At 67.1% G+C, this 21,043-nt stretch carries 22 protein-coding genes; 7 read left to right on the top strand and 15 right to left on the bottom strand.

Annotation, left to right across the window (positions count from 1 at the left end; genetic code table 11):
- Positions 1 to 46: 46 nt before the first annotated feature.
- The 11 genes from VA613_RS01760 to VA613_RS01710 form a co-directional block, all read right to left on the bottom strand.
- Positions 47 to 1,195: a TIGR03088 family PEP-CTERM/XrtA system glycosyltransferase gene (locus VA613_RS01760; RefSeq protein WP_324780151.1), complete on the bottom strand. Its 1,149-nt coding sequence runs from the start codon at positions 1,193 to 1,195 to the stop codon at positions 47 to 49.
- A complete protein-coding gene (xrtA, locus tag VA613_RS01755; RefSeq protein ID WP_324780150.1) occupies positions 1,192 to 2,745 on the bottom strand; it encodes an exosortase A in 1,554 nt (517 codons plus the stop codon). The genes VA613_RS01760 and xrtA overlap by 4 nt, the downstream gene beginning before the upstream one ends.
- Positions 2,742 to 3,965 carry a TIGR03087 family PEP-CTERM/XrtA system glycosyltransferase gene (locus tag VA613_RS01750; protein ID WP_324780149.1) on the bottom strand — a complete coding sequence of 408 codons (1,224 nt, stop codon included), beginning with the start codon at positions 3,963 to 3,965 and terminating at the stop codon, positions 2,742 to 2,744. Before VA613_RS01750 ends, xrtA begins: the two co-directional genes overlap by 4 nt.
- A gap of 172 nt (positions 3,966 to 4,137) precedes the next feature.
- A complete protein-coding gene (locus VA613_RS01745; protein ID WP_407702857.1) occupies positions 4,138 to 5,208 on the bottom strand; it encodes a FemAB family XrtA/PEP-CTERM system-associated protein in 1,071 nt (356 codons plus the stop codon).
- Positions 5,205 to 6,044 carry an XrtA system polysaccharide deacetylase gene (locus VA613_RS01740; protein WP_324780148.1) on the bottom strand — a complete coding sequence of 280 codons (840 nt, stop codon included), beginning with the start codon at positions 6,042 to 6,044 and terminating at the stop codon, positions 5,205 to 5,207. The genes VA613_RS01745 and VA613_RS01740 overlap by 4 nt, the downstream gene beginning before the upstream one ends.
- Entirely contained in the window at positions 6,044 to 7,165 is a 1,122-nt protein-coding gene (wecB, locus tag VA613_RS01735; RefSeq protein ID WP_324780147.1) for a non-hydrolyzing UDP-N-acetylglucosamine 2-epimerase, read from the bottom strand. The genes VA613_RS01740 and wecB overlap by 1 nt, the downstream gene beginning before the upstream one ends.
- 10 nt (positions 7,166 to 7,175) lie before the next feature.
- Positions 7,176 to 8,219: an XrtA/PEP-CTERM system-associated ATPase gene (locus tag VA613_RS01730; RefSeq protein WP_324780146.1), complete on the bottom strand. Its 1,044-nt coding sequence runs from the start codon at positions 8,217 to 8,219 to the stop codon at positions 7,176 to 7,178.
- A gap of 73 nt (positions 8,220 to 8,292) precedes the next feature.
- Positions 8,293 to 9,858: a TIGR03016 family PEP-CTERM system-associated outer membrane protein gene (locus tag VA613_RS01725; RefSeq protein ID WP_324780145.1), complete on the bottom strand. Its 1,566-nt coding sequence runs from the start codon at positions 9,856 to 9,858 to the stop codon at positions 8,293 to 8,295.
- On the bottom strand, positions 9,848 to 10,795 hold the full coding sequence (locus VA613_RS01720; RefSeq protein WP_324780144.1) for an XrtA-associated tyrosine autokinase: 948 nt from the start codon (positions 10,793 to 10,795) through the stop codon (positions 9,848 to 9,850). The genes VA613_RS01725 and VA613_RS01720 overlap by 11 nt, the downstream gene beginning before the upstream one ends.
- Positions 10,796 to 10,803: 8 nt before the next feature.
- The gene (locus tag VA613_RS01715; RefSeq protein ID WP_324780143.1) at positions 10,804 to 12,339 is read right to left on the bottom strand and encodes an XrtA system polysaccharide chain length determinant; all 1,536 of its coding nucleotides are present in this window, start codon (positions 12,337 to 12,339) and stop codon (positions 10,804 to 10,806) included.
- Positions 12,340 to 12,386: 47 nt separating this feature from the next.
- Positions 12,387 to 13,010: an XrtA/PEP-CTERM system exopolysaccharide export protein gene (locus tag VA613_RS01710; protein ID WP_324780142.1), complete on the bottom strand. Its 624-nt coding sequence runs from the start codon at positions 13,008 to 13,010 to the stop codon at positions 12,387 to 12,389.
- 221 nt (positions 13,011 to 13,231) lie between these two features.
- Between VA613_RS01710 and VA613_RS01705 the strand changes: the two genes are divergently transcribed.
- The 5 genes from VA613_RS01705 to VA613_RS01685 are packed head-to-tail and all read left to right on the top strand — an operon-like array spanning position 13,232 to position 16,189.
- Complete coding sequence (locus tag VA613_RS01705; RefSeq protein WP_324780141.1) at positions 13,232 to 13,603, top strand: nucleotide pyrophosphohydrolase; 372 nt, start codon at positions 13,232 to 13,234, stop codon at positions 13,601 to 13,603.
- Positions 13,596 to 13,913, top strand: a complete 318-nt coding sequence (locus tag VA613_RS01700; protein ID WP_324780140.1) for a (2Fe-2S) ferredoxin domain-containing protein — start codon at positions 13,596 to 13,598, stop codon at positions 13,911 to 13,913. Before VA613_RS01705 ends, VA613_RS01700 begins: the two co-directional genes overlap by 8 nt.
- Positions 13,910 to 14,512, top strand: a complete 603-nt coding sequence (locus VA613_RS01695) for an alpha/beta hydrolase (RefSeq protein ID WP_324780139.1) — start codon at positions 13,910 to 13,912, stop codon at positions 14,510 to 14,512. The genes VA613_RS01700 and VA613_RS01695 overlap by 4 nt, the downstream gene beginning before the upstream one ends.
- Positions 14,506 to 15,411 (top strand): ATP-binding cassette domain-containing protein, encoded by a 906-nt coding sequence (locus tag VA613_RS01690; RefSeq protein WP_324780138.1) that lies wholly within the window; start codon positions 14,506 to 14,508, stop codon positions 15,409 to 15,411. Before VA613_RS01695 ends, VA613_RS01690 begins: the two co-directional genes overlap by 7 nt.
- Positions 15,404 to 16,189: an ABC transporter permease gene (locus VA613_RS01685; protein ID WP_324780137.1), complete on the top strand. Its 786-nt coding sequence runs from the start codon at positions 15,404 to 15,406 to the stop codon at positions 16,187 to 16,189. Before VA613_RS01690 ends, VA613_RS01685 begins: the two co-directional genes overlap by 8 nt.
- A gap of 10 nt (positions 16,190 to 16,199) precedes the next feature.
- On the opposite strand, the gene VA613_RS01680 is transcribed toward VA613_RS01685, so the two are convergent.
- Both VA613_RS01680 and lipA read right to left on the bottom strand, forming a co-directional pair.
- The gene (locus VA613_RS01680) at positions 16,200 to 17,381 is read right to left on the bottom strand and encodes an ATP-binding protein (protein WP_324780136.1); all 1,182 of its coding nucleotides are present in this window, start codon (positions 17,379 to 17,381) and stop codon (positions 16,200 to 16,202) included.
- Positions 17,382 to 17,466: 85 nt separating this feature from the next.
- On the bottom strand, positions 17,467 to 18,393 hold the full coding sequence (lipA, locus tag VA613_RS01675; RefSeq protein ID WP_324780135.1) for a lipoyl synthase: 927 nt from the start codon (positions 18,391 to 18,393) through the stop codon (positions 17,467 to 17,469).
- Positions 18,394 to 18,498: 105 nt separating this feature from the next.
- Between lipA and VA613_RS01670 the strand changes: the two genes are divergently transcribed.
- Positions 18,499 to 19,077 carry a hypothetical protein gene (locus VA613_RS01670; protein ID WP_324780134.1) on the top strand — a complete coding sequence of 193 codons (579 nt, stop codon included), beginning with the start codon at positions 18,499 to 18,501 and terminating at the stop codon, positions 19,075 to 19,077.
- A complete protein-coding gene (locus tag VA613_RS01665) occupies positions 19,007 to 19,600 on the top strand; it encodes a TlpA family protein disulfide reductase (RefSeq protein WP_324780133.1) in 594 nt (197 codons plus the stop codon). Before VA613_RS01670 ends, VA613_RS01665 begins: the two co-directional genes overlap by 71 nt.
- On the opposite strand, the gene VA613_RS01660 is transcribed toward VA613_RS01665, so the two are convergent.
- Both VA613_RS01660 and VA613_RS01655 read right to left on the bottom strand, forming a co-directional pair.
- The gene (locus VA613_RS01660; protein WP_324780132.1) at positions 19,601 to 19,909 is read right to left on the bottom strand and encodes a non-heme iron oxygenase ferredoxin subunit; all 309 of its coding nucleotides are present in this window, start codon (positions 19,907 to 19,909) and stop codon (positions 19,601 to 19,603) included.
- The gene (locus VA613_RS01655; RefSeq protein WP_324780131.1) at positions 19,909 to 21,024 is read right to left on the bottom strand and encodes an anthranilate phosphoribosyltransferase; all 1,116 of its coding nucleotides are present in this window, start codon (positions 21,022 to 21,024) and stop codon (positions 19,909 to 19,911) included. Before VA613_RS01655 ends, VA613_RS01660 begins: the two co-directional genes overlap by 1 nt.
- Between the last annotated feature and the right edge of the window lie 19 nt (positions 21,025 to 21,043).

Raw genomic sequence — 21,043 nt, 5'->3', positions numbered from 1 at the left:
GTTGCTGTCCGTGTCCTGTCGATTTATCGGGCGCGCCGACGGCCCTTCAGCGCCGACGCCCCAGTGTCTGCTCGTACACCGCAGCGTAGGCCGCCGCCATCGCCGGGATGCTGAAGCGCTGCTCGGCCGCGCGCCGTGCATTTCGGCCCTGTTCGGCGATGCGCGCCGCCGCGCCGTCGTCCCCCAGATAATCCAGCAAGGCCTGTGCCATGCGCTCCTCGCCGCCCGCCTCGACCAGCCGGCCGTTGATCCCGCTCTCCACCAGTTCGACGCTGCCGCCCACCGCGGTGGCGACCACCGGCAGGCCGCTCGCCAGCGCTTCGAGTATGGTATTGGAGATGCCCTCGTTTTTCGACGGCAGGACGAAGACGTCGAACGCCTGCATCAGTGCGGGGATGTCGTGGCGCTCGCCCGGCAGCCAGGCCCGATGCGCCAGGCCGGCCCCCCGGAGCAGTTCGAGGCAGGCTGCGCGCGCAGGACCTTCGCCGACGATGACCAGGCGTGCCCGTTCCGCCTGCGCCGGACGCTCGCGATGAAGACGGATGAAGGCGCGCGCGAGCATGGGGTAGTCCTTCACCTCGACCATGCGGCCGACCGAGCCGAGGACCGTGCTGGAGGCGTCGGCAAACGCCGGCGGCAGGATGGCGGGGCGCGCGCCGGCGCGCGGACGGAATCGCGCGCTGTCGACGCCGTTGTAGATCTGGTGGAGCTTGCGCGGCGGCACGCGGACGACCTCGCGCAACCAGTTCTCCAGGTCGCGGCTCACCGCAACGTAATTCGACACGAAGGGGCGCGCCGCGCGTCGCAGCAGGTTGTACTTCCGGCTCCGTCCGTGCAGGTCGAACATGTCGCGTCCGTGCTCTCCGTGCACGGTGGCGCGGATGCCGGCCGCCGCCGCGACGAACTGCGCCTCCAGCGCAGCGAGGTTGCGGGTGTGGACGAGGTCGGGACGCAGTTCGCGCAGCAGGGTGCGGAGCCGCCCCATCCAGCCGAGGCCGCGGCCCGGGGGCCGCCGCAGGGCGTGGAACCCGACCTCCTGCGCCGTGATGCGGCGGCGGAAATCGCTGAAGTCGGTCAGTGCGACGACGCTGTGCCGATAGCGCTCGGGCGGCAGCGTGTTGAACAGGTTCACCATCCCGTTTTCCATGCCGCCGGTATCGAAGCGGTGGACGATGTGCACGATATGCGCGGTCACGGCCCGTCGACCCGATCGAGCGCACGCGCGATCTCCGGTTCCATGTCCGCCGCAAACCGGGCCAGCGTCGCCGCCGCGCCCTGGATGCCCGTTTCCGGATACGGCGTGGCGATCAGCACCGACAGACCATCGTCGCGGGCCAGCCGCACGCGGTCGAGCGCCAGCACCAGCTTGGCGTAATAGTCGTTGACGACCGTGTTCCGGTCGATCAGGTTCCACTGCCACACGAGTATCCGCTGACCATCGCTGCCGAGCATCTTCGCCTGCCGGACCTGTCGCGTCCTGCCGCCGATCCGCACCGTGACGAGGCCCTCGCCGACGTTCGCCCACGCAGGGTCCTTCTGCCTGATCATGAAATTCTGCGAGTTGATGAGCTCGGCGTCCTGCCGCTGCGTCACGTAGTAATCGAGCTCGAGCATGACCGCCTGCCGCCCCTCGGCGAAGGTTTGCCGCAGCTGACGGTCGGCGCCGATCCAGTGGGGCACCCAGGTCGTGAACGGCGGCGCAGGGCGCCAGCCGCCCGCGGGCTGGACCGCGAGTGCGGGCAGGTTCGGCAGCGGGCGCGTCTCCAGCCAGTGCGCGTAGACCGGCCACAGCCCCGCGAGCACGAGCGCCGCCAGCGCGACCGGCAGCAGCGGCCGGCCGGTGCCACGCTCGGGAGCGGCATTCCGCTGCGGAGACGGCTGCGCCGGCATGGGAAGGTCGTCCTCGCGCCAGAAGCTGCCGACCCAGAACAACAGCAGCATGACAATGCCGAAGAAGACCCAGCCGTAGATGTAGTGATCGACACCGAGTGCGAGCTTCATGTCGGAAAGGTGGGCGATCATCACGATCAGGTAGGCGCGCCCGCTGTTGGCGAACACCGGCACCACCATCGCGGCGAGCGAGAACAGCAGGCGGCGCTTGAACGAACGGTAGGACAGATAGGCGTACAGCACGCCGAGCGTCACCGAGGCGATCAGGTAGCGCAGGCCGGAGCACCCTTCGACGACCGACCAGTTGCCGCTGGGAATGCTGAAGAACGTGCCTTCGCGGTAGACCGGAATGCCGGTCGCCCGCAGCATCGACACCGTGAAATCGGCGGTCACGTTCATCAGGGGGTGGATCAGGAACTCTCCCATCGGCACCGCGAAGAACAGGAACATCAGCGGAAAGAAGGCTGCCCGCAGAAACGCTTCCCCGAGCAGGATCCAGACCGCGGCGACCAGCATCGCGACGAAGGCATATTGCGCGACGACGGCGACGCTGCCAGCGTCGGCCAGCAGCCAGGCCGCCCCGGCACCGGCCAGCAGGACGAGCCCGCGCAGGTCGGGGCGCGGGCGAACGCGGGCAAGCGCCTCGCGCTTGCGCCAGATCAGCCAGAGACTGATCGGGAAGATCAGGTAGCCGTGGGCGAAGGTCTCCGAACGCTCCCAGATGGCCGCCATCGCGTGAAAGGTCGGCCAGAAGATCGCGGCCAGCGCCAGCAGGACGAGGGCCGTCACCCCTCCGTACAGGGGCCAGGTGCCGCGCGGCGCGGCTGCAGGCAGGGTATCGGGCAAGGCACTCATGCGGGGCAGGTCTCCAGAAGGGGGGCGGCCGGTGAAGCCGCCTCGAGCAGCGGATCGACGGCGGACACGTTGCGGGTCCAGTCATACTGCGCCAGCACGCGCGCGCGCGCCTGCGGCACGGAAGCCCGGAGACGCAGCGCCGCGACGACTTCCGCGGCGAACCCGGCTGCGTCGGCCGCAACCACGAAATCGCGCCCCGGCGCACCATGGATCCCTTCGGCCGCCTGCGGCGTGACGACTACGGGACGGGCCATCGCCATCGCCTCCAGCACCTTGTTCTGCACGCCGCGCGCGATGCGCAGCGGCGCCACGGCGCAGGCCGCATGGGCAAGCCAGGGGCGGACGTCGGGTACGCTGCCGGTCACCACGACGCCGGGCTGGCGCGCCAGCGCAAGCACGTCTTCGGCAGGCCGGCTGCCGACGATCGTGAACTGGGCCGATGGGACCGCCTCCCGGACCGCAGGAAAGACCCGCTCGGCAAACCAGCTGACGGCATCCACGTTCGGCCAGTAGTCCATCGCGCCGGTGAACACCACGCTGATCTGCCCGGCCGCATAGGGATCCGGATAGTCCCGGACCGGCGAAAAATACTCGGCGTCGACGCCATTCTCGAACACGCCGATGCGGTCGCATGCCGCCGGCACGCGCTGCCGCAGCAAGGCCGCCTCGGCGGGCGATACCAGCAAGGTCGCGTCGAAACACCCGGCCACCCGCGCCTCCCACGCCGCCAGCTTGCGGCCTTCGCGCGCATACAGCCACGACAACGGCCAGCGCTGGGTCGGCGCGTATTGCGTCCACTTGTCGGAATCGACATCGACCATGTCGAGCACCCGGCGCGCAAGCCCGGGCGGCATGAACTGCGCCATCGCCGAGGAGAAGGCCAGCCCGCGCGTCACGGTACCGTCGGCCGCCAGGGCGGCGGCCCAGCGCCTGAGCGCGCCGCTCCGGTAATAAGGCAAGGTCAGCGCCTCGCCGGTCAGCAGGCCCGCCAGGCTCGCCAGCCGCGCCCGGCGCGGGTGCAGCGGCACCAGCCTGACCGACGCACAGTAGGGCCGCAGCGCCTCGCGATACTGCCAGTCGGCGGGATCGTCGACGAAGGCGCCGAGATGAACGCGGTAGCGCGTGCTCAGATGGCGCAGGAGGTGGAACGAACGGATCTTGTCGCCCTTGTTGGGCGGATACGGGATGCGGTGCGCGAGAAACAGCAGGCCTTCGCTCATGCGCTTCGGGCTCGCGAAGCGAAGCCTCTGCCCCCTCTCCCGCAAGCGGGAGAGGGTTGGGGATAACCAGCGACTTGCCCGCTTGCGGGCTTAGTCGATTGGTCAGAGGTTCCATCAGAGGGCGGCACGGCGGTGGCCAATGCGCGGGCAAGCAGAATATTCACGCTGCACACTACCCCAGGTTCTTGACGATGTGCGGCCCGATCACGTTGGCCAGCGCCAGCGGCATCTTCTTCCAGGCCTGGATGAAAAGCCGGTATTTCGGGTTGAGCGGGTTGACCTCCGGAACCTCGGTGTCCTTCACCAGGAAATATTCGTAGTACAGCGGCGTCGGCTCGAAGCCCCAGTTCTTCTTGAAGTCGAACGAGCCGGTGCCGCGCTTGCTGCGCCCGAAGTCGAACACCTTGAGGCCACGCTCGCAGGCACGCCGCATCAGGTCCCAGTACATGAAGTCATTGCCGGCGACGGCACGGGCCGCGTCGACGCCGCCGCCGTAATACGGCAACACCTCGTCGCGGAAGTAGAACGACAGCACGCTGGCGATCAACTTGCCGTCCTGCGTGATGGTAAGCACTTCGCAGTCGCTGCCGAATTCTTCCTTGAGCAGCCGGAAATACTTGCGGGAGAACACCGGCGTGCCGAGGCGATGAACGCTCGCCGAATACGCCCGGAAAAAGCGGGACGTGTCGCCGTCGATTTCACCGACGAGGCCCGCCTTGATGCCCTTTCTGACCATGGCGCGCTGCTTGCGCGGAATCGCGTTCAGGTTCGCATCGACCTCGGGCGCGATCACCTTCCTGAAGGTGACGTACAGGTCCTTGGTCGGCCAATGCGCATGCTGCGGCGCCTGGTTGCGATATTCCAGCGCGCCGACGCCGAGCCGCTGCGCCAGTGACTGTGCCGCGGCGTCGAGGGCGCGGAAGGCGGCGTCGTGGTCGGCCACGATGCCGCCGTAGGCGCAGAACGGCAGGGACCCCAGGCCATGGCCGAACAGGCGGCTCCTGATTTCCGCCAGCGGCAGCACGCCGACGATCTCGCCGCCGCGCTCCGCCAGCAGGAAATGGGTGCGGTGGCCGAACGCCGCCTCGATCACGCGCCGCCAGCCCGCGCGATGGAAGAACGTCGCGTCCGGATGCGCATTCACGTAGGCATCCCAGCGCGCGCCTTCCTGCGCGCCCAGCATGCGGACGCTGACGCCCGCGCCCACGTCGGCCGCCGGAAGGGGATCGGCCAGCCGGTTCATTGGCAGCCGCCCTCGAGAAACACCCGGTCGACGCGATCCCATTCGAAATCGCGCAGCAGCCGGCGCAGCCGGCCCGGCATCCGCCTCAGGTTCACGTAATGACGGAAGCGCGTCTTCGCCGGCAGTCCGGACTGGCGCGGCTGCTCGGCATCGAGCTCCCACGGATGGAAATAGAACATGCACGGCGCCCCGTCGCACGCATTGACGCGCCTGAGCATCCAGCGCGAAGCCGCGTAGGGCAGCAGGCGGAACCACCCGCCGCCCGCGGCCGGCAGGTTGCGGCCCAGCAGCGGCAGCGTGGTCGGCGGCACTTCGAGAATCCCCTCCGCGCCGTTCGGACGGTGCGGGAAACGCGGTGCGTCGGGCATGCCGTAGTGGTCGTGGCGCACGGGGTAGATGCTCGAGCTGTAGACATAGCCGGCGCTTTGCAGCGCCTCGACCGCCCACCAGTTCCCGCGGTTGATGGAGAAGCTGGGCGCGCGATAGCCGCGGACGGCGACCCCGCCGAGGTCCTCGAGGATGGCCTTGGCGCGGCTGACGTCGTCGCGGAACTGCGCGGGCGTGAGGTCGCTCGCCCGCTGGTGGCCGTAGCCATGGCTCGCAAGCTCGTGGCCGTTGTCGACGATGCGGCGCACGACCTGCGGATGGCGCTCGGCGATCCAGCCGAGGGTGAAGAAGGTCGCCCTGGCACCGGCCTCGTCGAGCAGCGCGAGGATCGTGTCGACGTTGCGCTCGACGCGGCACGGCAGCGCGTCCCAGTCCTCGCGTCGAATGTGCGGCGCGAAGGCCGACACCTGGAAATAGTCCTCGACGTCAATCGACATGGCGTTCTTCATCAGCCCACCCGGATCCCCGTCAGGGCGTGCGTACCCTTCTTCTGCGGCAGCCAGCCCTGCAGCGCGTGCGCGATGCGCATCGCCGCCCGTCCGTCCCAGTATTCCGGAATGCGGCCGGCCTTGCCGCCGCCTGCCATCACGTCGGCGAACGCGGCCCGGATCGCCTCCGGGTTCGGCCCGACGAGGGTGTTGGTGCCTTCGTCGATCGTGATCGGGCGCTCGGTGTTATCGCGCAGCGTGAGGCAGGGCACGCCGAGGGCGGTGGTTTCTTCCTGGATGCCGCCGGAATCGGTCAGCACCAGCCGGGCGTCGCGCATCAGGCCGAGCATCTCGAGGTAGCCGACCGGCGGCAGGATATGCAGGCCGTCGAGCTTTGCGGTCAACCCGAATTTCTCGACGTTGCCGCGCGTGCGCGGATGCAGCGGCATCACCACCGGCAGGCGTCGGTTGATCTCGCCGACGACGTCGAGCAGCGCGGCGAGCGTCGCCGGATCGTCCACGTTGGAAGGCCGATGGAGCGTCAGCACCGCATACTGCGGCAATGCGGCGCCCAGGGTTCGGGCCGCCGGCACCGCGCGCTCCAGATTGCGATAGAGGGTGTCGATCATGACATTGCCGACGAACTCGACGCGCGACGCGTCGATGCCTTCGGCCTGCAGGTTGGCGAGGGCCGTGCGCTCGGTCGTGAACAGCAGGTCGGAGATCTGGTCGGTCAGCACCCGGTTGATCTCCTCCGGCATGCTGCGGTCATAGCTCCTGAGGCCGGCCTCCACATGAATCACGCGGACGCCGCGCTTGGCCGCGACCAGCGCGCACGCGAGCGTCGAATTGACATCGCCCACCACAAGGACCGCCTGCGGCTGCACGCTTTCCAGCACCGGCTCGAAGCGCTTCATCACCTCGGCCGTCTGCACCGCATGCGTGCCCGAGCCGACCTCGAGGTGGTGGTCCGGCGGCGGGATGCCCAGGTCGGAGAAGAAGCTGTCGCTCATCGCCGCGTCGTAATGCTGCCCGGTATGCAACAGCTGCGCGCTGATGCCGGTCTCGGCGAGCGCTGCCATGACCGGCGCGATCTTCATGAAATTGGGGCGCGCACCCGCGATGCACAGAACCTGGGTCATGGCCGGATCGTCAATGGGTGGCGTCGAAATTTTCCGGCTGCGTGCCGTCGTCGTCCGTCGTCGGGTGGCGTTCGCTGACCGTGTAGAGGATCTTGCGCACGATCGGCAGGATGCGATTCACCGAGCGCTCGACCTGGTCGATGCGCTGCGCAAGCCGCGCCGTGTCTTCCTGGTGCAGCAGGCCCGCAGGCTGGGCGGGCTGGGAAGCGCCGACACCGGTGGCCCCCTGGAATTCCTGATGCGCAACCTCGCTTCGCAGGTCCGAGATCACCTCGCCCACTTCCGCCTCGCCGAAATGGCTCTTTTCCTCGAGAAATCCGAACAGGAGCAGACGGTCGCACGTCGTGTTGATGCGGCGCGGGATTCCGCCGGTGAAGCGATGCAACGCAGCGAACGCCTCGCTGTCGAAGCCCGGCGTGCCCTGCCAGCCCACCGTGCGCAGGCGGTGCTCGATATAGCCGCGCGTCTCGTCCGCATCGAGCGGCCCCAGGTGGTAGGAAGCCACGACGCGCTGGCGCAGCTGCTGCATGTCCGGGCTCTGCAGGATGCCGCGGAACTCCGGCTGCCCCAGCAGGAAGGTCTGGATCAGCGAGCGGTCGTCGTTCTGGAAATTGGACAGCATGCGCAGCTCTTCGACCGCGCGCGGCGTCAGGTTCTGCGCCTCGTCGACGACCAGCAGCGCGCGTTTGCCCTGCCGTGCCGCCGTTCCCAGGAAGGTCTCGAGATTCTTCAGCAGCGCCGACTTGGTCAGCCCCTCGTGCTCGAGGCCGAAGCTCGCCGCCACGCTGCGCAAGGTGTCCTCGGCATCGAGCTGGGTCGACACCAGTTGCGCCGCAACGAGGTTGTGCGCCTCCAGCTGCCGGAACAGGTTGCGCACCAGCGTCGTCTTGCCGGCCCCCACTTCGCCGGTGATGACGATGAACCCCTCGCCGAGCGAGAGGCCGTAATCCAGGTAGGCCATCGCCCGCTTGTGGCCCTTCGACCCGAAGAAGAAGCGCGGGTCGGGATTGAGCTGGAACGGCTTGGCGCTAAAGCGGTAATAGTCTTCGTACATGGACAATCCGTTATCTGAACACGCGCATCCCCGCTACCCGTACAGCAACGCCCGTGCCATTCCGCCGGGCCGCTCAGAAGCGCATGTTGACCAGGGCCGTGAGCGCGTTTTCGTCGTAGGTTGCACTGGCAAGGTTCGAATCGCGATGGGTGTGGCGGAATATCAACGCGCCGTCGAGCTTGTCGTCGAAGCGACGGTTGAGGCCGAGACTGACACTGAGGATGTCGTCCTGGCGCGGCGCCCCGCCCGTCACCAGCGCATCCGCGGTGTTGCGCGTCAGCGAAAGCCCGCCGGTGGCCGTGGTCTGGGCCGACAGGCGATAGGACACGGAACCGATCACCGCCTGCACGCGATCCTCCGCGCCAGCCAGCGCCTGGTAGAGACGCCTGGTGTCCGTCAGCACGAGCCCGTAGCTCAGGCGGCCGACGTCCCATGACACCCCCGCGCGGGCGTTCTTGATCACGTAGATGCCGCTCGTGGTCGCGATGTTCAGCAGGCCCGCAGCGATCAAGTCGGAGGTGCTCACCCCGAGGCTGCTGTATGCCGTAGCCAGTTGGCCCGCGGAGATGGGGCCGATGCAACTCCCCGGGGCCGGATTCGTGAGGTCAGCGGTTTCCACCAGATTCAGATTGGCGCCGCACAGCCAGAAGATGCGGCTGCTCTGCGCCAGGAATTGCTGGGTGATGTCGCTGACGTTCTCGGAATAGCTCGCATTCCAGCGCGACATCCGGGTTCGGTGCGTGGCCGCCAGGCTGAAGGTGCGGCCGAAGTAGCGCTCGCCGGCCGATGCCTCGATGCTGGTCCGCCGCGTCGGCGACCAGCCGACCCCCGCGCTGTAGAACGAGCCACTCGTGCCCGTCGTGCTGAGATAGTCGTTCCAGTCCTGCCCCACCATGCCGAACACGCGGAAATGGGAGCTCAGGGCGTAGCCCGCCGTCACGTTCGCACTCTCCAGCGTGGTGTCGGCGGCGTTGCGGTTCTGCGCCTTGCGCAGGGAATAGTTGAGGCCCCAGCTCAGGTCGTTGAAGCGGGTTCCGCTGAGCAGGCTCGCCGTAAAGGCATTGATGCTGGAATTGGCCGCCACATTGTTCTGGAACATCGCCCCGCTCGCCGTGTAGCGCGCCTGCGCGATGGCGAAGGTGCCGAGGCGGTGCTGGACATAGGGGCTGATCGAGTAGGTTCCGACGGTCGTACGGTTGCTGTTGTTGGTCGTGGCATCGGCAGGAGAACCGAGGATGGAAATGAGTTCCTGCGAAATGTGCGCGGCCCCGTCGACGTACAGGAAATCCTTGACCAGCTCGGCTTTGCCGAGCGCGTTCAGCATGTGATAGAGATTGTCGCTGCTGTCGCCGCCGAAGCGCGACACGCCGGTAAAGCCATACTGCAGGCTGGCCTGCAGCCGGCGCGATCCCTCGGAGCGCAGCATGACGCTCGGCGTCGCGCTGAGGATCAGCGCATCCTGGGTGTTGCTGGCGCTTTGCCTGACGTTGTCCGTATAGGTCGCCGTTGCGCGCACGGACGGCTCGACGCGCCACTCGATGGCATGCGCGGCAGGCGCGCCCGCAAGGCCCAGTACCAGGGCGAGCCGCGCTGCCCGCCAGGCACCCCGCGCGCTGGCGCCATCGGGCTTATTTGCCATAGCTGCCATAGTAGCCGTAGTAGTAGTCCGCGCCGGGGGTGGGCGTCGTCTTGTTCAGCAGCATCCCCACCACCTCGCACGACTGGATGTGGCCCAGCGCCTCGCGCACCGCTTCCTGCGACGTCTTTTCGGCCTCGACCACCATCACGATCTGCCCCATGTGCGTCGCCAGTACGCTGGATTCGCTCGTCGCCAGCAGCGGCGGCGAGTCGAACAGGATGATCCGGTCCGGGTAGCGGTTGCCGATGTCCTCGACCAGGCGGGTCATCGCGGCGCTCGCGAGGAGTTCGGTCGCGCGCTTGTAGGTGCGGCCGGCCGGCAGCACGGTAAGCTTGGCGATGTCGGTCCGGATCAGCACGTCGGACAGCTTCAGGTCCTTGTCCTGCAGCACGTCGAGCAGTCCCTTGTCGGCGTGGATGCCGAGGTATTCGGGTACGCGCGGCTTGGCGACGTCGGCATCGACCAGCAGCACGGTGCGGTCCATTTCCATCGCCATCGAGATCGCCAGGTTGATGGCGCAGAAGCTCTTGCCCTCGCCCGGCAGCGAACTGGTGACCATGATGAGGTTGCCGTTCTTGACGCGCGCCGCGCCCTGGCCGAAGGCGTTGGCGATGAGGGGGCGCTTGATGATGCGGAACTCCTCGGCGATCTGGCTCTTTTCCGCATCCGGCGCGACGACCCCCATGCGGTGCAGGCGCGCCAGGTTGATCGACTGCATCTGGCTTTCGCCTTCCATCGCCCGGGTGTCGGGCACCTTGTCCACCGGCCCCACCGGCCCCACCGGCTCCGCCGGCGCCGCCTGGCCGACGCGCTGCTTGTTGAGCGCGCTCTCGATCAGGCTGGCATCGTGCGCGCCATTATGGCCTTCGCCCTCGCGGGGCGCGGCGTGGGCGCCGCCCATGCCAAGCTTGCCCGCCGCTTTTTCAATGATGCTCATGTTCCCTCCTAGCCCGCGCGCGAGACGACCAGCTGCAGGATCATCACGGCCCCGTAGGCGGCGATCAGGCTGCCCAGCGCCGCCAGGTACGTCAGCAGGCCCTTGCGCTTGCGGCGGCGGGTCTCATCGGTCTCCACCCGCGATACGGCGCCCAGCAGCGGCAGCCCGGTGAGTTCGCGCAGCACGCGGCGGTCGGTCACGGTACGGCGAAGCTGGCTCAGCAGGAAGGCAAACGCCGTCCCGGCTGCGAGGCCGCCCAGCCCGACCAGCGACAGCAGCAGGGGCCGGTTCGGCCAGGCCGGCTTGCTCGGCACGAAGGGGGGATCGATCACCCGGAAATCGACAGTGTCGGTCTTGCTCTCGACCTCGCCCGACATGGTGACGGATTCGCGGCGCTTCAGGAGGTCGTCGTAGTTCTGCTTGTAGACGTCGTAGTTCCGCGTCAGCTGCGTGTATTCCTGCTCGACCTGCGGAATCATGTTGGAGGCGCTGCGCAGCTCACCGTAGCGACGCTGGTATTCCGAGACGCGCGCCTGCAGCGAAGCCACGGTGGCATCCGCCTCGGCAATCGACAGCGTGAGCTGCTGGTAGACCGGATTCTGTATCTTCGCGCCCGTCGGATCGGCCTTGCGCTTCGCCTGCTCGGCCTTCTTGTCGGCCTGCAGCTTCTCGATCAGGCGCTTGGTCGCCTGCACGTCGGGATGCAGGTCGGTATATTGAAGGCGCAGCTGGTCCATCTGCTTCTGCAGCGCCTGGATGCGGCCGTCGATTTCGCTGGTATCCGCGCTGGCTGCTGCGGCGGCGCTCAGCTCAGGTTCCTCGTCCGCCAGCTGGCGCTTGAGCTGGTTGCGACGGTTCACGGCCTCCTGCAGATCCAGTTGGGCCTGCCGCACCTGGCCGCTGACGTCGGCGAGCTTCGCGTAGTAGTCGCCCCCCTGCCCCGGCATCATGCCGATATGCTTCTGCTTGAAATCCTTGAGCGCGTTCTCCGCCTCGTTCAGCTTCTGCGCGTATTGCTGCAGCTGCTCCTCGATGAAGCGCTGCGAACTCGAGATGTCCAGGCGCGTCTTGCCCAGGCTGCTTTCGACGAAGATGGTCAACAGCGACTGCACGACCTTCTTCGCCAGGTCACCGCTGGCGTCCTGATAACTGATCGTATAGAGATTCTCGCGGCCGGCGTCCGCGATGGAGATCTTGCTCGCCAGCTCGTTCAGCATCGCCTCGGTCTGCTCGGGCGTCTTCGCCTTCACGTCGAGATCCGTCATCCGCGCCACCTTTTCCAGCGTCGGCCGGCTCACCAGCTGGCGCGTCATCAGCTTGATCTGCTGCTCGACGTTGGGCTCGACGGCGAGCCCGGCCAGCAAGGGCTTGAGCAGGGTCTGCGTGTCGACATACACGCGTGCCGACGCCTGATACCGGTCGGGCATCATCATCACCCAGGTCCAGCCGACGAGGCATACCAGCCACGCCACCGCCACGCCCCACCAGCGGCGCTGCCAGGCAGCCTTCGCATAGGCAAGAATTTGCTGCAACAGTTGTTCCATGAGGACGTTCCGCCATCAAGAAGCGCCGCTGAGGCGGCGCAGACCGGTTAGAACAGGCTTTCAGGCACCACCAGCACGTCGCCCGGCCGCATCTCGACGTTGGCCGAGGTGTCGCCGCCGCGCAGCAGGTCCTCGAGACGCACCCCAAGCCGCGCCTGCTTGCCGTCCACCGTGCGCAGGATGTAGGCCTTGTTGCCTGCCGCGAAATCGGTCAGCCCGCCGACCGCGATCATCAGGTCGATCAGGCTCATGTGCTCGCGATAGTTGAGCGCCTGGGGCTTGGCCGCCTCGCCGATCACGCGGATCTGCTGGTCGAACGGCCCGATGCCGCCGGCGACGATCACGGTGACGATGGGTTCCTGGATGTACTTGCCGAGCGCCTTCTCGATGTCACGCGCCAGCTGGGTCGGGGTCTTGCCGGACGCCTGGATGTCCTCGACCAGATTCATGGTCATCTTGCCGTCCGGACGCACCGGGAAGGTGCCGGACACGTCGGGGTTGCGCCACACGAACACCTGAACCGAGTCCCCCGGGCCGATCAGGTAGTTCCAGCTGTACTTGCCCGTCGAGGCAGGCGCGGGCGGGTAGGTCGGCGTACTGGAACAGCCCGCCATGGCGGCGACCGCCAGCACGACGGCAGCGCGTGCAAGATGCTTCTTGATCGTGAACATGTCCACCCTCCTCCTTATATGCATTGATTCGCCGGCATTATGCCAGAGCGGATTCAAAAACCCGTTTCACTGGCCAAGGGCACAAGCAAGCCCCAGGCCAGGCACCGAGCCGCGCCGGAAGCCGCCATTCGGCCCCACTTTCCGCACGCCCGACGGGCGGCCCGTCGGCAATCCGACAGCGATGTCGTAAGCCTGCCGCGCGCCGCGGTATCATGCGGGCCATGACCGCACACGACATCGACAGCCTCGACACGCTGCGCCGGCGCGTCCGCGAATTCGCCGAGGCGCGTGCATGGCAACGCTACCATACTCCTAAGAACCTGGTGATGGCCCTCGTTGTCGAAGCCGCCGAGCTGGTGGAGCCCTTCCAGTGGCTGACGCCGGAGGAAAGCAGTGGGCTGAGCCCTGCCCAGCACGAGGCGGTGCGCCAGGAGATCGCCGACGTGCTGATCTACCTGACGCGGCTGGCCGACCTGCTCGGCATCGACCTGCTGCAGGCGGCCGGCGACAAGCTCGCGATCAACGCGCGCAAGTATCCGGTCGACCAGGCGCACGGCAACGCGCGCAAATATTCGGAATTCCAGAATGACTGATCCCTATTACAAGCACCACGTCTTCTTCTGCACCAACCGGCGCGACGACGGCGCCAGGTGCTGCGGCGACGCCGGCGGCCAGCGCATGCGCGATTACCTCAAGAAGAAGGTCAAGCACGCCAACCTCAACGGCGAAGGCAAGTGCCGGATCAACAGCGCCGGCTGCCTCGACCGCTGCGACGAGGGTCCGGTCGTCGTGGTCTACCCGGAAGGCGTCTGGTACACCTACGTCGACGAGGCCGACATCGACGAGATCTTCGAGCAGCATCTGAAGCAGGGGCGTATCGTCGAGCGCTTGCGGTTGAAGTGAAACGCTACAAGCTGCGCATCCCGGTTTCCGTCGGCAAGCTGGAAACCGTGATCGACGACCCCGAGACCGACCGCCGCGGCCTGCTGCTGGTCGCCCATCCCCATCCGCTGCATGGCGGCAGCCTCGACAACAAGGTGGTGACGACGCTCGCCAAGGCGGCGACCGAACTCGGCTGGGTCAGCGTGCGGCCGAATTTCCGCGGCGTCGGCATGAGCGACGGCGAATTCGACGCCGGCGTCGGCGAGACCGACGACCTGCTCGCCGTCGCCCGCTTCGTCGAGGCGAGCTATCCCGGCCTGCCGTGGGCGCTGGCCGGTTTCTCGTTCGGCGCCTTCGTGCAGCACCGCCTGCGCCAGGAACTGCACGCCAGGCGCCTGATCCTGGTCGCCCCGGCCGTCACGATGTACGAATTCGACCCGGTGCCGCCCGACACGGTGGTGATCTTCGGCGATGCCGACGAACTGATTCCGCCCGCCGCGATCCGCCTGTGGGCCGAGCAGCAGGGGCTCGCCACCAGGATCATTCCCGCGGCGGGCCACTTCTTCCACGGCAAGCTGAAGGAACTGAAGCAGGCCTTCCTGGAGGCGTGCCCGTGCTGAAGGCGCGCGGCCTCACCAAGCGCTACGGCACGACCGAGGTCGTGCGCGGGCTCGACCTCGACGTCCGGCGCGGCGAATGCTTCGGCCTTCTCGGTCCCAACGGCGCCGGCAAGACCACCACGCTGCGCCTGCTGCTGGGCCTCACCGATCCCGACGCCGGCAGCATCGAGCTCGCCGGCCTGCCGGTGCCGCAGCGCGCCCGCGAGGCGCGCATGAAGGTCGGCGTGGTGCCGCAGATGGACAACCTCGATCCCGACTTCTCGGTGCGCGAGAACCTGCTCGCCTACGGTCGCTACTTCGGCATGGAGCGCGCGGCGATCGCCGCCCGGGTGCCCGAACTGCTCGACTTCGCCGGCCTCGCGACCAAGGCCGACGCGCAGATCGCGCAATTGTCGGGCGGGATGAAGCGGCGCCTGACGCTGGCGCGCGCGCTGGTGCACGATCCCGACATCCTGTTCCTCGACGAGCCGACCACCGGCCTCGATCCGCAGGCGCGCCACCTGATCTGGCAGGGCCTGCGCCGGCTGATCGCCGCCGGCAAGACGATCGTGCTCACCACCCACTTCATGGACGAGGCCGAGCGGCTCGCCGACCGCCTCGCCATCCTCGATCACGGCGCCATCGTCGCCGAGGGCGCGCCGCGCGCACTGATCGAGTCCCACATCGAGCCCGCGGTGGTCGAGGTCTTCGGCGAAGGACTCGGGGACTGGGCGCGCGCCCATGCATCGACGGCCTGCCAGCGCTTCGAGACCGTCGGCGAGACGCTGTTCTGCTACACGGACAATGCCGATCACGTGATCGGCGCGCTCAGGCACGCGAGCGGCCTGCGCTACGTGCACCGGCCGTCGAACCTCGAGGACGTGTTTCTCAAGCTGACCGGGAGGGACCTGCGTGACTAGCCCCCTGCGCATGCCGCGCCTGTCGTGGCGCTTCATTCCGGTCTGGCAGCGCAACTACCTGGTGTGGAGGAAGCTCGCCATTCCGTCGATCCTCGGCAACCTCGCGGACCCGATGCTCTACATGCTCGGCCTCGGCTTCGGCCTCGGCAGCCTGCTGCCCGACGTCGCGGGCATGCCCTACCTCACCTTCCTCGCCGCCGGCACCGTCGCCTACAGCACCATGAACGCCGCGACCTTCGAGGTGCTGTATTCCAGCTTCTCGCGCATGCACGTGCAGCGCACCTGGGACGCGATCCTGAACGCGCCGCTCACGCTCGACGACGTGATGCTGGGGGAACTGACCTGGGCCGCGTCGAAGAGCCTGCTGTCGGGGCTCGCGATCCTCGCGGTGATCTGGGGGCTGGGCCTGTACGGCAATTTCTGGATGACGCTGTGGATCATCCCGGTGGTGGCGCTGGTCGGGTTCTGCTTCGGCGGCATGGGCCTGGTGATGAATGCCGTGTCGCCGAGCTACGACTTCTTCCTCTACTACTTCACGCTGGTGATCACGCCGATGGTGCTGCTGTGCGGCGTGTTCTTCCCGGTGGCGCAGCTGCCCGGCCCCATGCAGGCGATATCGGCCTGGCTGCCGCTCACGCACGCGATCGACCTGGCGCGGCCGCTGGTCGTCGGCAGGGTCCCCGACGACATCGCGCTACACGTCTTCGGGCTGGCCGCCTATGGCAGCGTCGGCTACGTCATCGCGCTGGCGCTGACGCGCCGGCGACTGCTCAGGTAGGCGCTGCAAATTACTGCAATTGGGGCATTACGCGCTTCATATAGCCGTCAAACAAGGGAACGGTGAAACTGTTGTCGCCATGCGAAGGGCTATACACCATGCCTTTACCAATTAGGCTGGCCCTAATCGGCGCAACAGTCTGGACATCTCGTCCCAACAAATGGGCAATGTCACCTGAGCGGTGAGGTCCCTCACCCAATTCGGCCATGGCACGCAGATATTTTTTTTCGGCGGGCGTAAGCCGGTCGAAGCGTACACGGAAGAAACTCGCGTCCAGTTCCTGAATCGCGAGCTCGGTGGCCGCGGCAGCATCTGCCCTCGTGATGGGCGAAGAAGCGGCACAGTGCCAGCTGTGCTTGCCCCATTCCTGGAGAAAGTAAGGATAGGCTTTGGTCTGAGCGAGGATCTCTTCCAACGCCCCCTCCTCATACTCAACGCCCCGTTCCCGCGCAGGAATCACCAATGCTCGCCGTGCCTCATCTTCCTTGAGAGGCCCGATTTCGGGGTATTCGAACAGCCGTTCCGCGTAGGATTTAGCGCGTCCCGCCCGCCCTACCAGCTGGGGAAGCCCCGCCCCAATCAACGCAACCGGAAGTTGCAACTGAGCACATTTATGGAGCGCAGTAATAAGCGAGGCAAACTGGTCCTCCTCGACATACTGCAACTCATCGATAAAGAAGACGACGGCTGTTTTCTTTTCCCTCGCGGCATGACCAAGCTCAACAAAAAGATCGATCAGGTCGTGCTCAAGATCACCCGAGTCCGCAATACCCGGCTCATTGCCCAGATCCACCCCAAATTCGATGTCCTGATACTTTACCTTCATTGCACCGACGAAGCCGCCTAACGCCTTAAGTGCTTTTTTAGCCAGATCACCTGCCGCGGCAATGCGGTCGAGCTTGAGAATGGCCATCCTTATCGAAGGTATCAGCAACGCGGGTAATGATCGCTTCTCCGGCGATTCGATCGTCACCACGACAAAACCTCTCGCTTCCGTCTCCTGAGCGATCCGCGTGAGCAGAACAGTCTTCCCAACGCCCCGTAGTCCAACAAGCAGCAGGCTTCTAGCCGAAAGGCCATTCCGCAGCCGGTCCAGGGCAATGGCCGCTTTTTCGATGAGTTCGTCGCGGCCAGCCAGTTCGGGAGGCTGCGTACCCGCACCGGGAGCGTAAGGATTGATGCGCGGATCCATATATAAAGACCTTATCAAGGTTTATGTAAAAACAATAAACCATGATAACAACAATATAAACCGGCCGATAAAACCCGGCCGAATTTTAGACGCCCGCGGCCTGCTGGTCGGCGTGATAGCTCGAGCGCACCATCGGCCCGCAGGCGGCATGCCGGAAGCCCATCGCCAGCGCTTCCTGCTCGAACTGCGCGAAGCGCTCGGGCGTCACGAAGCGCAGTACCGGCAGGTGATGCTGCGACGGCTGCAGGTACTGTCCGAGCGTCAGCATGTCGACGTCGTGCGCGCGCAGGTCGCGCATCACCTCGAGGATCTCATCGTCCTCCTCGCCCAGGCCCAGCATCAGGCCGGACTTGGTCGGGATATCGGGGTGGCGCGCCTTGAAGTCCTTCAGCAGCTTCAGCGAATGGGCGTAGTCGGCACCCGGGCGCGCCGCCTTGTAGAGGCGCGGCACGGTCTCGAGGTTGTGGTTCATCACGTCCGGCGGCGCCGTACCGAGCATGTCGAGCGCTTTCTCGAGCCGACCGCGGAAGTCCGGCGTCAGGATCTCGATGCGGGTGGCCGGCGACTGCTCGCGCACCGCGGCGATGCACTGCGCGAAATGCCCGGCGCCGCCGTCGCGCAGATCGTCGCGGTCGACGCTGGTGATCACCACGTATTTCAGCGCCATCAGCGCGATGGTCTCGGCCAGATGGCGCGGCTCGTCGGCGTCCGGCGGCAGCGGCGTGCCGTGGCCGACGTCGCAGAACGGGCAGCGCCGCGTGCAGAGGTCGCCCAGGATCATGAAGGTCGCGGTGCCGTGGCCGAAGCATTCGCCGAGGTTGGGGCACGAGGCCTCCTCGCACACGGTGTGCAGCTTCGCCTCGCGCAGGATGCCCTTGAGCCGCGCGACGTTCGGCACGTTGGGCGACTTGGCGCGGATCCACGACGGCAGGCGCATGCGCGGCTGCGGCACGATCTTGATCGGAATGCGGGAGGTCTTCGACGCGCCCTTGTGTTGGATGGGATCAGCCATGGAGTGCCTCGCTAAAGACGCAATTTTACCCGAGATGACGGGGCGGCCCGCCCTCCCGGCGGCAGGGGGGATGGACGGCGGCGCGCTCAGCGCTAATATTCGGACATGGCACGCGCACGCATCCTCGCCCCCCTCGCCTTGCTGCTCGCACTGCCGGCCGCGGCAGCAAGCCCGGCCGCCGGCCAGACGGCAACCCGCGACCCCGACAGCGGGCTGTTTTCCTGGAAGAAGGAAGACCGCGGCTTCAGCCTCGAACTCATCCAGCTCTATCCGGATTTCGTCGCCGCGCTGTATTCGTCACGCGGCCTGCCGCCGGCGGTGGTCGACAGCATGAAGGACTACTGCGTATTCGGCACCGTCGCGCAGAACCAGTCGGGCGGCCTCCTCTCCTACCGGGTCGCGGACTGGCGCTACGTCACGCCCGACGGCCAGGCGCACCGCCTCAAGACCAAACCCGAATGGGTCGCCGAATGGAAGAAGCTGGGCGCGGATTTCGGCTGGTCGATCCTGCCCGCCGACGTCAGCTTCGACGCCGGCGACTGGGCCCAGGGCTTCACGACCGTTCGCCTGCCGCCCGGCGCCCGCTTCGACCTCGTCTATTCCTGGAGTCATCATGGCAAGCACTACACCGGCAAGCTCGAGAACCTCGCCTGCGCGCCCGCGCAGCCGCCGGCTGCGCACTAAGGCGCTCGGCCTCTGCGCGGCGCTGTGCCTGGCGCTGCCCGCCCGTGCCGCGCTGCCGCTGCCGGAGCTGAGCCACAGCCTGACGGCGCTCAAGCCCGCCCGGCCCGCGCCGGATTTCGCCCTGCCCGACCTCGACGGCAAGCTGCATCGGCTGTCCGACTATCGCGGCAAGGTCGTGCTGGTGAACTTCTGGGCGACCTGGTGTCCGCCCTGCCGCCGCGAGATGCCCTCGATGGAGCGGCTGCGGCAGCAGCTGGACGGCGAGCCCTTCGCCATCCTGGCCATCGACCAGGAAGAGACGCCCGACAACGTGTTCGTGTTCACCGGGCAGCTCGATCCCGCGCCGGGCTTTCCCATCCTGATCGACCGCACGAGCGAAGTGGCGCCGGCCTGGGGCGTGCTGGGCCTGCCGACCAGCTTCCTCGTCGACCCGCGCGGGCGCATCGTGTACCGCGGCATGGGCGGGCGCGATTTCGACCATCCCGCGATGGTCGAGACGATCCGCCGCCTGCTGGAAAAGTAGTCAGACCTCGACCCACACCTGGCCGGCTTCGACCTTGACCGGATAGGTCCGGATCGGCGTGTCGGCCGGTTCGCAGGTGGGCCGGCCGGTCGCGAGATCGAAGTAGCTGCCGTGCAGCGAGCACTTGATCTTGCCGTCCTTGATGCAGCCCAGGTAGAGCGAATAATCCTCGTGGCTGCACATCTCGTCGACGACGTAGTGCGTGCCGTTGGCATTGCACAGCAGGAGGCGCCTGCCGTCGACGACGACGCGCTTCATTTCGGCCGGCTTGAGTTCGTCGGCTGCGGCGATCGCAACGTATCCGCTCATCACTTGATCCTTGCGACCGCCTTGCCGGAATCCAGCACGGTGCGGACCTGCGCCGCCGCATCCGCCACGCTGGCAGCCTTGCCGACGTGATGCAGGATGATCGAGCCGGCGAGCACGAGCGAATCGTAGGTCGGCCCCTTGTCGCCCTTCAGCGCCAGAATGCCGGCTTCCGCCGCCGCGCGCGCCGTCGCCGGGATGTCGATGGCCGCGACGATCTCGTCCTCGCCCGCCTCGCCGGCCACCGAGCCGGGCAGCGGCACCGCGCGCACCGGCTGATCGATGCCGAGCGCCACCGGGTCGATGTTGGCTTCGACTTCGGCGCCGCGGTCGTGGTAGTGGAAATACTTGCCGGTCTGGCGCAGCGAGGGGATCACGCCACCCTCGACGCCGCGCACGATGCAGGCCGTGTCGAAGCCGGCCTCGCGCGCGAGGTCGGCATACACGGGCGGATACGGCTTGTGCACGTAGCCGGTGACGAAATGCGTCTTCTTGCGGCCCTGGATGGGCTTGGAGAGGACCTCGACCGTCGTCAGCACCTGGCGCTTGATCATCTGCGCGCGCAGCGTGACGAGGTGGTGCAGGCCGGGGTTGGATTGCGCTTGGTCGACGTAGGTCCAGCCGATCGCCGGATCGGCCAGCCGGGCGGCCGCCGCCTCGGGCGTCAGGTCGACCGGGACGCCGGCGGCCTCGAGCACGTGACGTGCGGTCACGCCGTACTTGGGGCCGACCTTGTCGAGGCCGTGGCTGACGACGTGCAGGCCGCATTCGGCCAGCAGCGGGCCGAGGAAGGGGGCCGCCGGCAGGCAACGGTTGTAGCCGTCGTAGGGATCGCCGATATCGACCACCTCGTCGACCTCGGCCGTCACGCGGCGGGTGGTCTCGAGCACCGCGTCGAGCACGCCGCGGTTTTCGTCCATCGTCTCGCGCTTCATGCGCAGCGCGATGAAATAGATGCCGACCTGCACCGGATCGATCACGTTGTCGATGATGGCCTTGGTGCCGAGATGCGCCTCGGTACGGCTGATGTTCTTGGACAGGTCCGGTCCGGTGGCGATGCGCTGGATGATCGAGCGCATCAGGAGCCTGGGGTCGGACGGCAGGGAATCGGCGGGCATAAGCAGCTCCATTAGAAGT

Origin of the sequence: Thiobacillus sp. SCUT-2 (assembly GCF_035621355.1) — a bacterium.
Taxonomy (GTDB): Bacteria; Pseudomonadota; Gammaproteobacteria; order Burkholderiales; family Thiobacillaceae; genus Thiobacillus; species Thiobacillus sedimenti.
This window is presented reverse-complemented; position numbering and strand designations above follow the sequence as displayed.

Coding starts and splice junctions, on each gene's coding strand:
- VA613_RS01665 (WP_324780133.1), top strand. CDS start 19,007: ATGGCAAGCACTACACCGGCAAGCTCGAGAACCTCGCCTGCGCGCCCG.
- VA613_RS01730 (WP_324780146.1), bottom strand. CDS start 8,219: ATGTACGAAGACTATTACCGCTTTAGCGCCAAGCCGTTCCAGCTCAAT.
- VA613_RS01750 (WP_324780149.1), bottom strand. CDS start 3,965: ATGAGCGAAGGCCTGCTGTTTCTCGCGCACCGCATCCCGTATCCGCCC.
- VA613_RS01710 (WP_324780142.1), bottom strand. CDS start 13,010: ATGTTCACGATCAAGAAGCATCTTGCACGCGCTGCCGTCGTGCTGGCG.
- VA613_RS01705 (WP_324780141.1), top strand. CDS start 13,232: ATGACCGCACACGACATCGACAGCCTCGACACGCTGCGCCGGCGCGTC.
- VA613_RS01660 (WP_324780132.1), bottom strand. CDS start 19,909: ATGAGCGGATACGTTGCGATCGCCGCAGCCGACGAACTCAAGCCGGCC.
- wecB (WP_324780147.1), bottom strand. CDS start 7,165: ATGACCCAGGTTCTGTGCATCGCGGGTGCGCGCCCCAATTTCATGAAG.
- VA613_RS01745 (WP_407702857.1), bottom strand. CDS start 5,208: ATGAACCGGCTGGCCGATCCCCTTCCGGCGGCCGACGTGGGCGCGGGC.
- lipA (WP_324780135.1), bottom strand. CDS start 18,393: ATGGCTGATCCCATCCAACACAAGGGCGCGTCGAAGACCTCCCGCATT.
- VA613_RS01680 (WP_324780136.1), bottom strand. CDS start 17,381: ATGGATCCGCGCATCAATCCTTACGCTCCCGGTGCGGGTACGCAGCCT.
- VA613_RS01715 (WP_324780143.1), bottom strand. CDS start 12,339: ATGGAACAACTGTTGCAGCAAATTCTTGCCTATGCGAAGGCTGCCTGG.
- VA613_RS01720 (WP_324780144.1), bottom strand. CDS start 10,795: ATGAGCATCATTGAAAAAGCGGCGGGCAAGCTTGGCATGGGCGGCGCC.
- VA613_RS01725 (WP_324780145.1), bottom strand. CDS start 9,858: ATGGCAAATAAGCCCGATGGCGCCAGCGCGCGGGGTGCCTGGCGGGCA.
- VA613_RS01740 (WP_324780148.1), bottom strand. CDS start 6,044: ATGAAGAACGCCATGTCGATTGACGTCGAGGACTATTTCCAGGTGTCG.
- VA613_RS01670 (WP_324780134.1), top strand. CDS start 18,499: ATGGCACGCGCACGCATCCTCGCCCCCCTCGCCTTGCTGCTCGCACTG.
- xrtA (WP_324780150.1), bottom strand. CDS start 2,745: ATGAGTGCCTTGCCCGATACCCTGCCTGCAGCCGCGCCGCGCGGCACC.
- VA613_RS01700 (WP_324780140.1), top strand. CDS start 13,596: ATGACTGATCCCTATTACAAGCACCACGTCTTCTTCTGCACCAACCGG.
- VA613_RS01655 (WP_324780131.1), bottom strand. CDS start 21,024: ATGCCCGCCGATTCCCTGCCGTCCGACCCCAGGCTCCTGATGCGCTCG.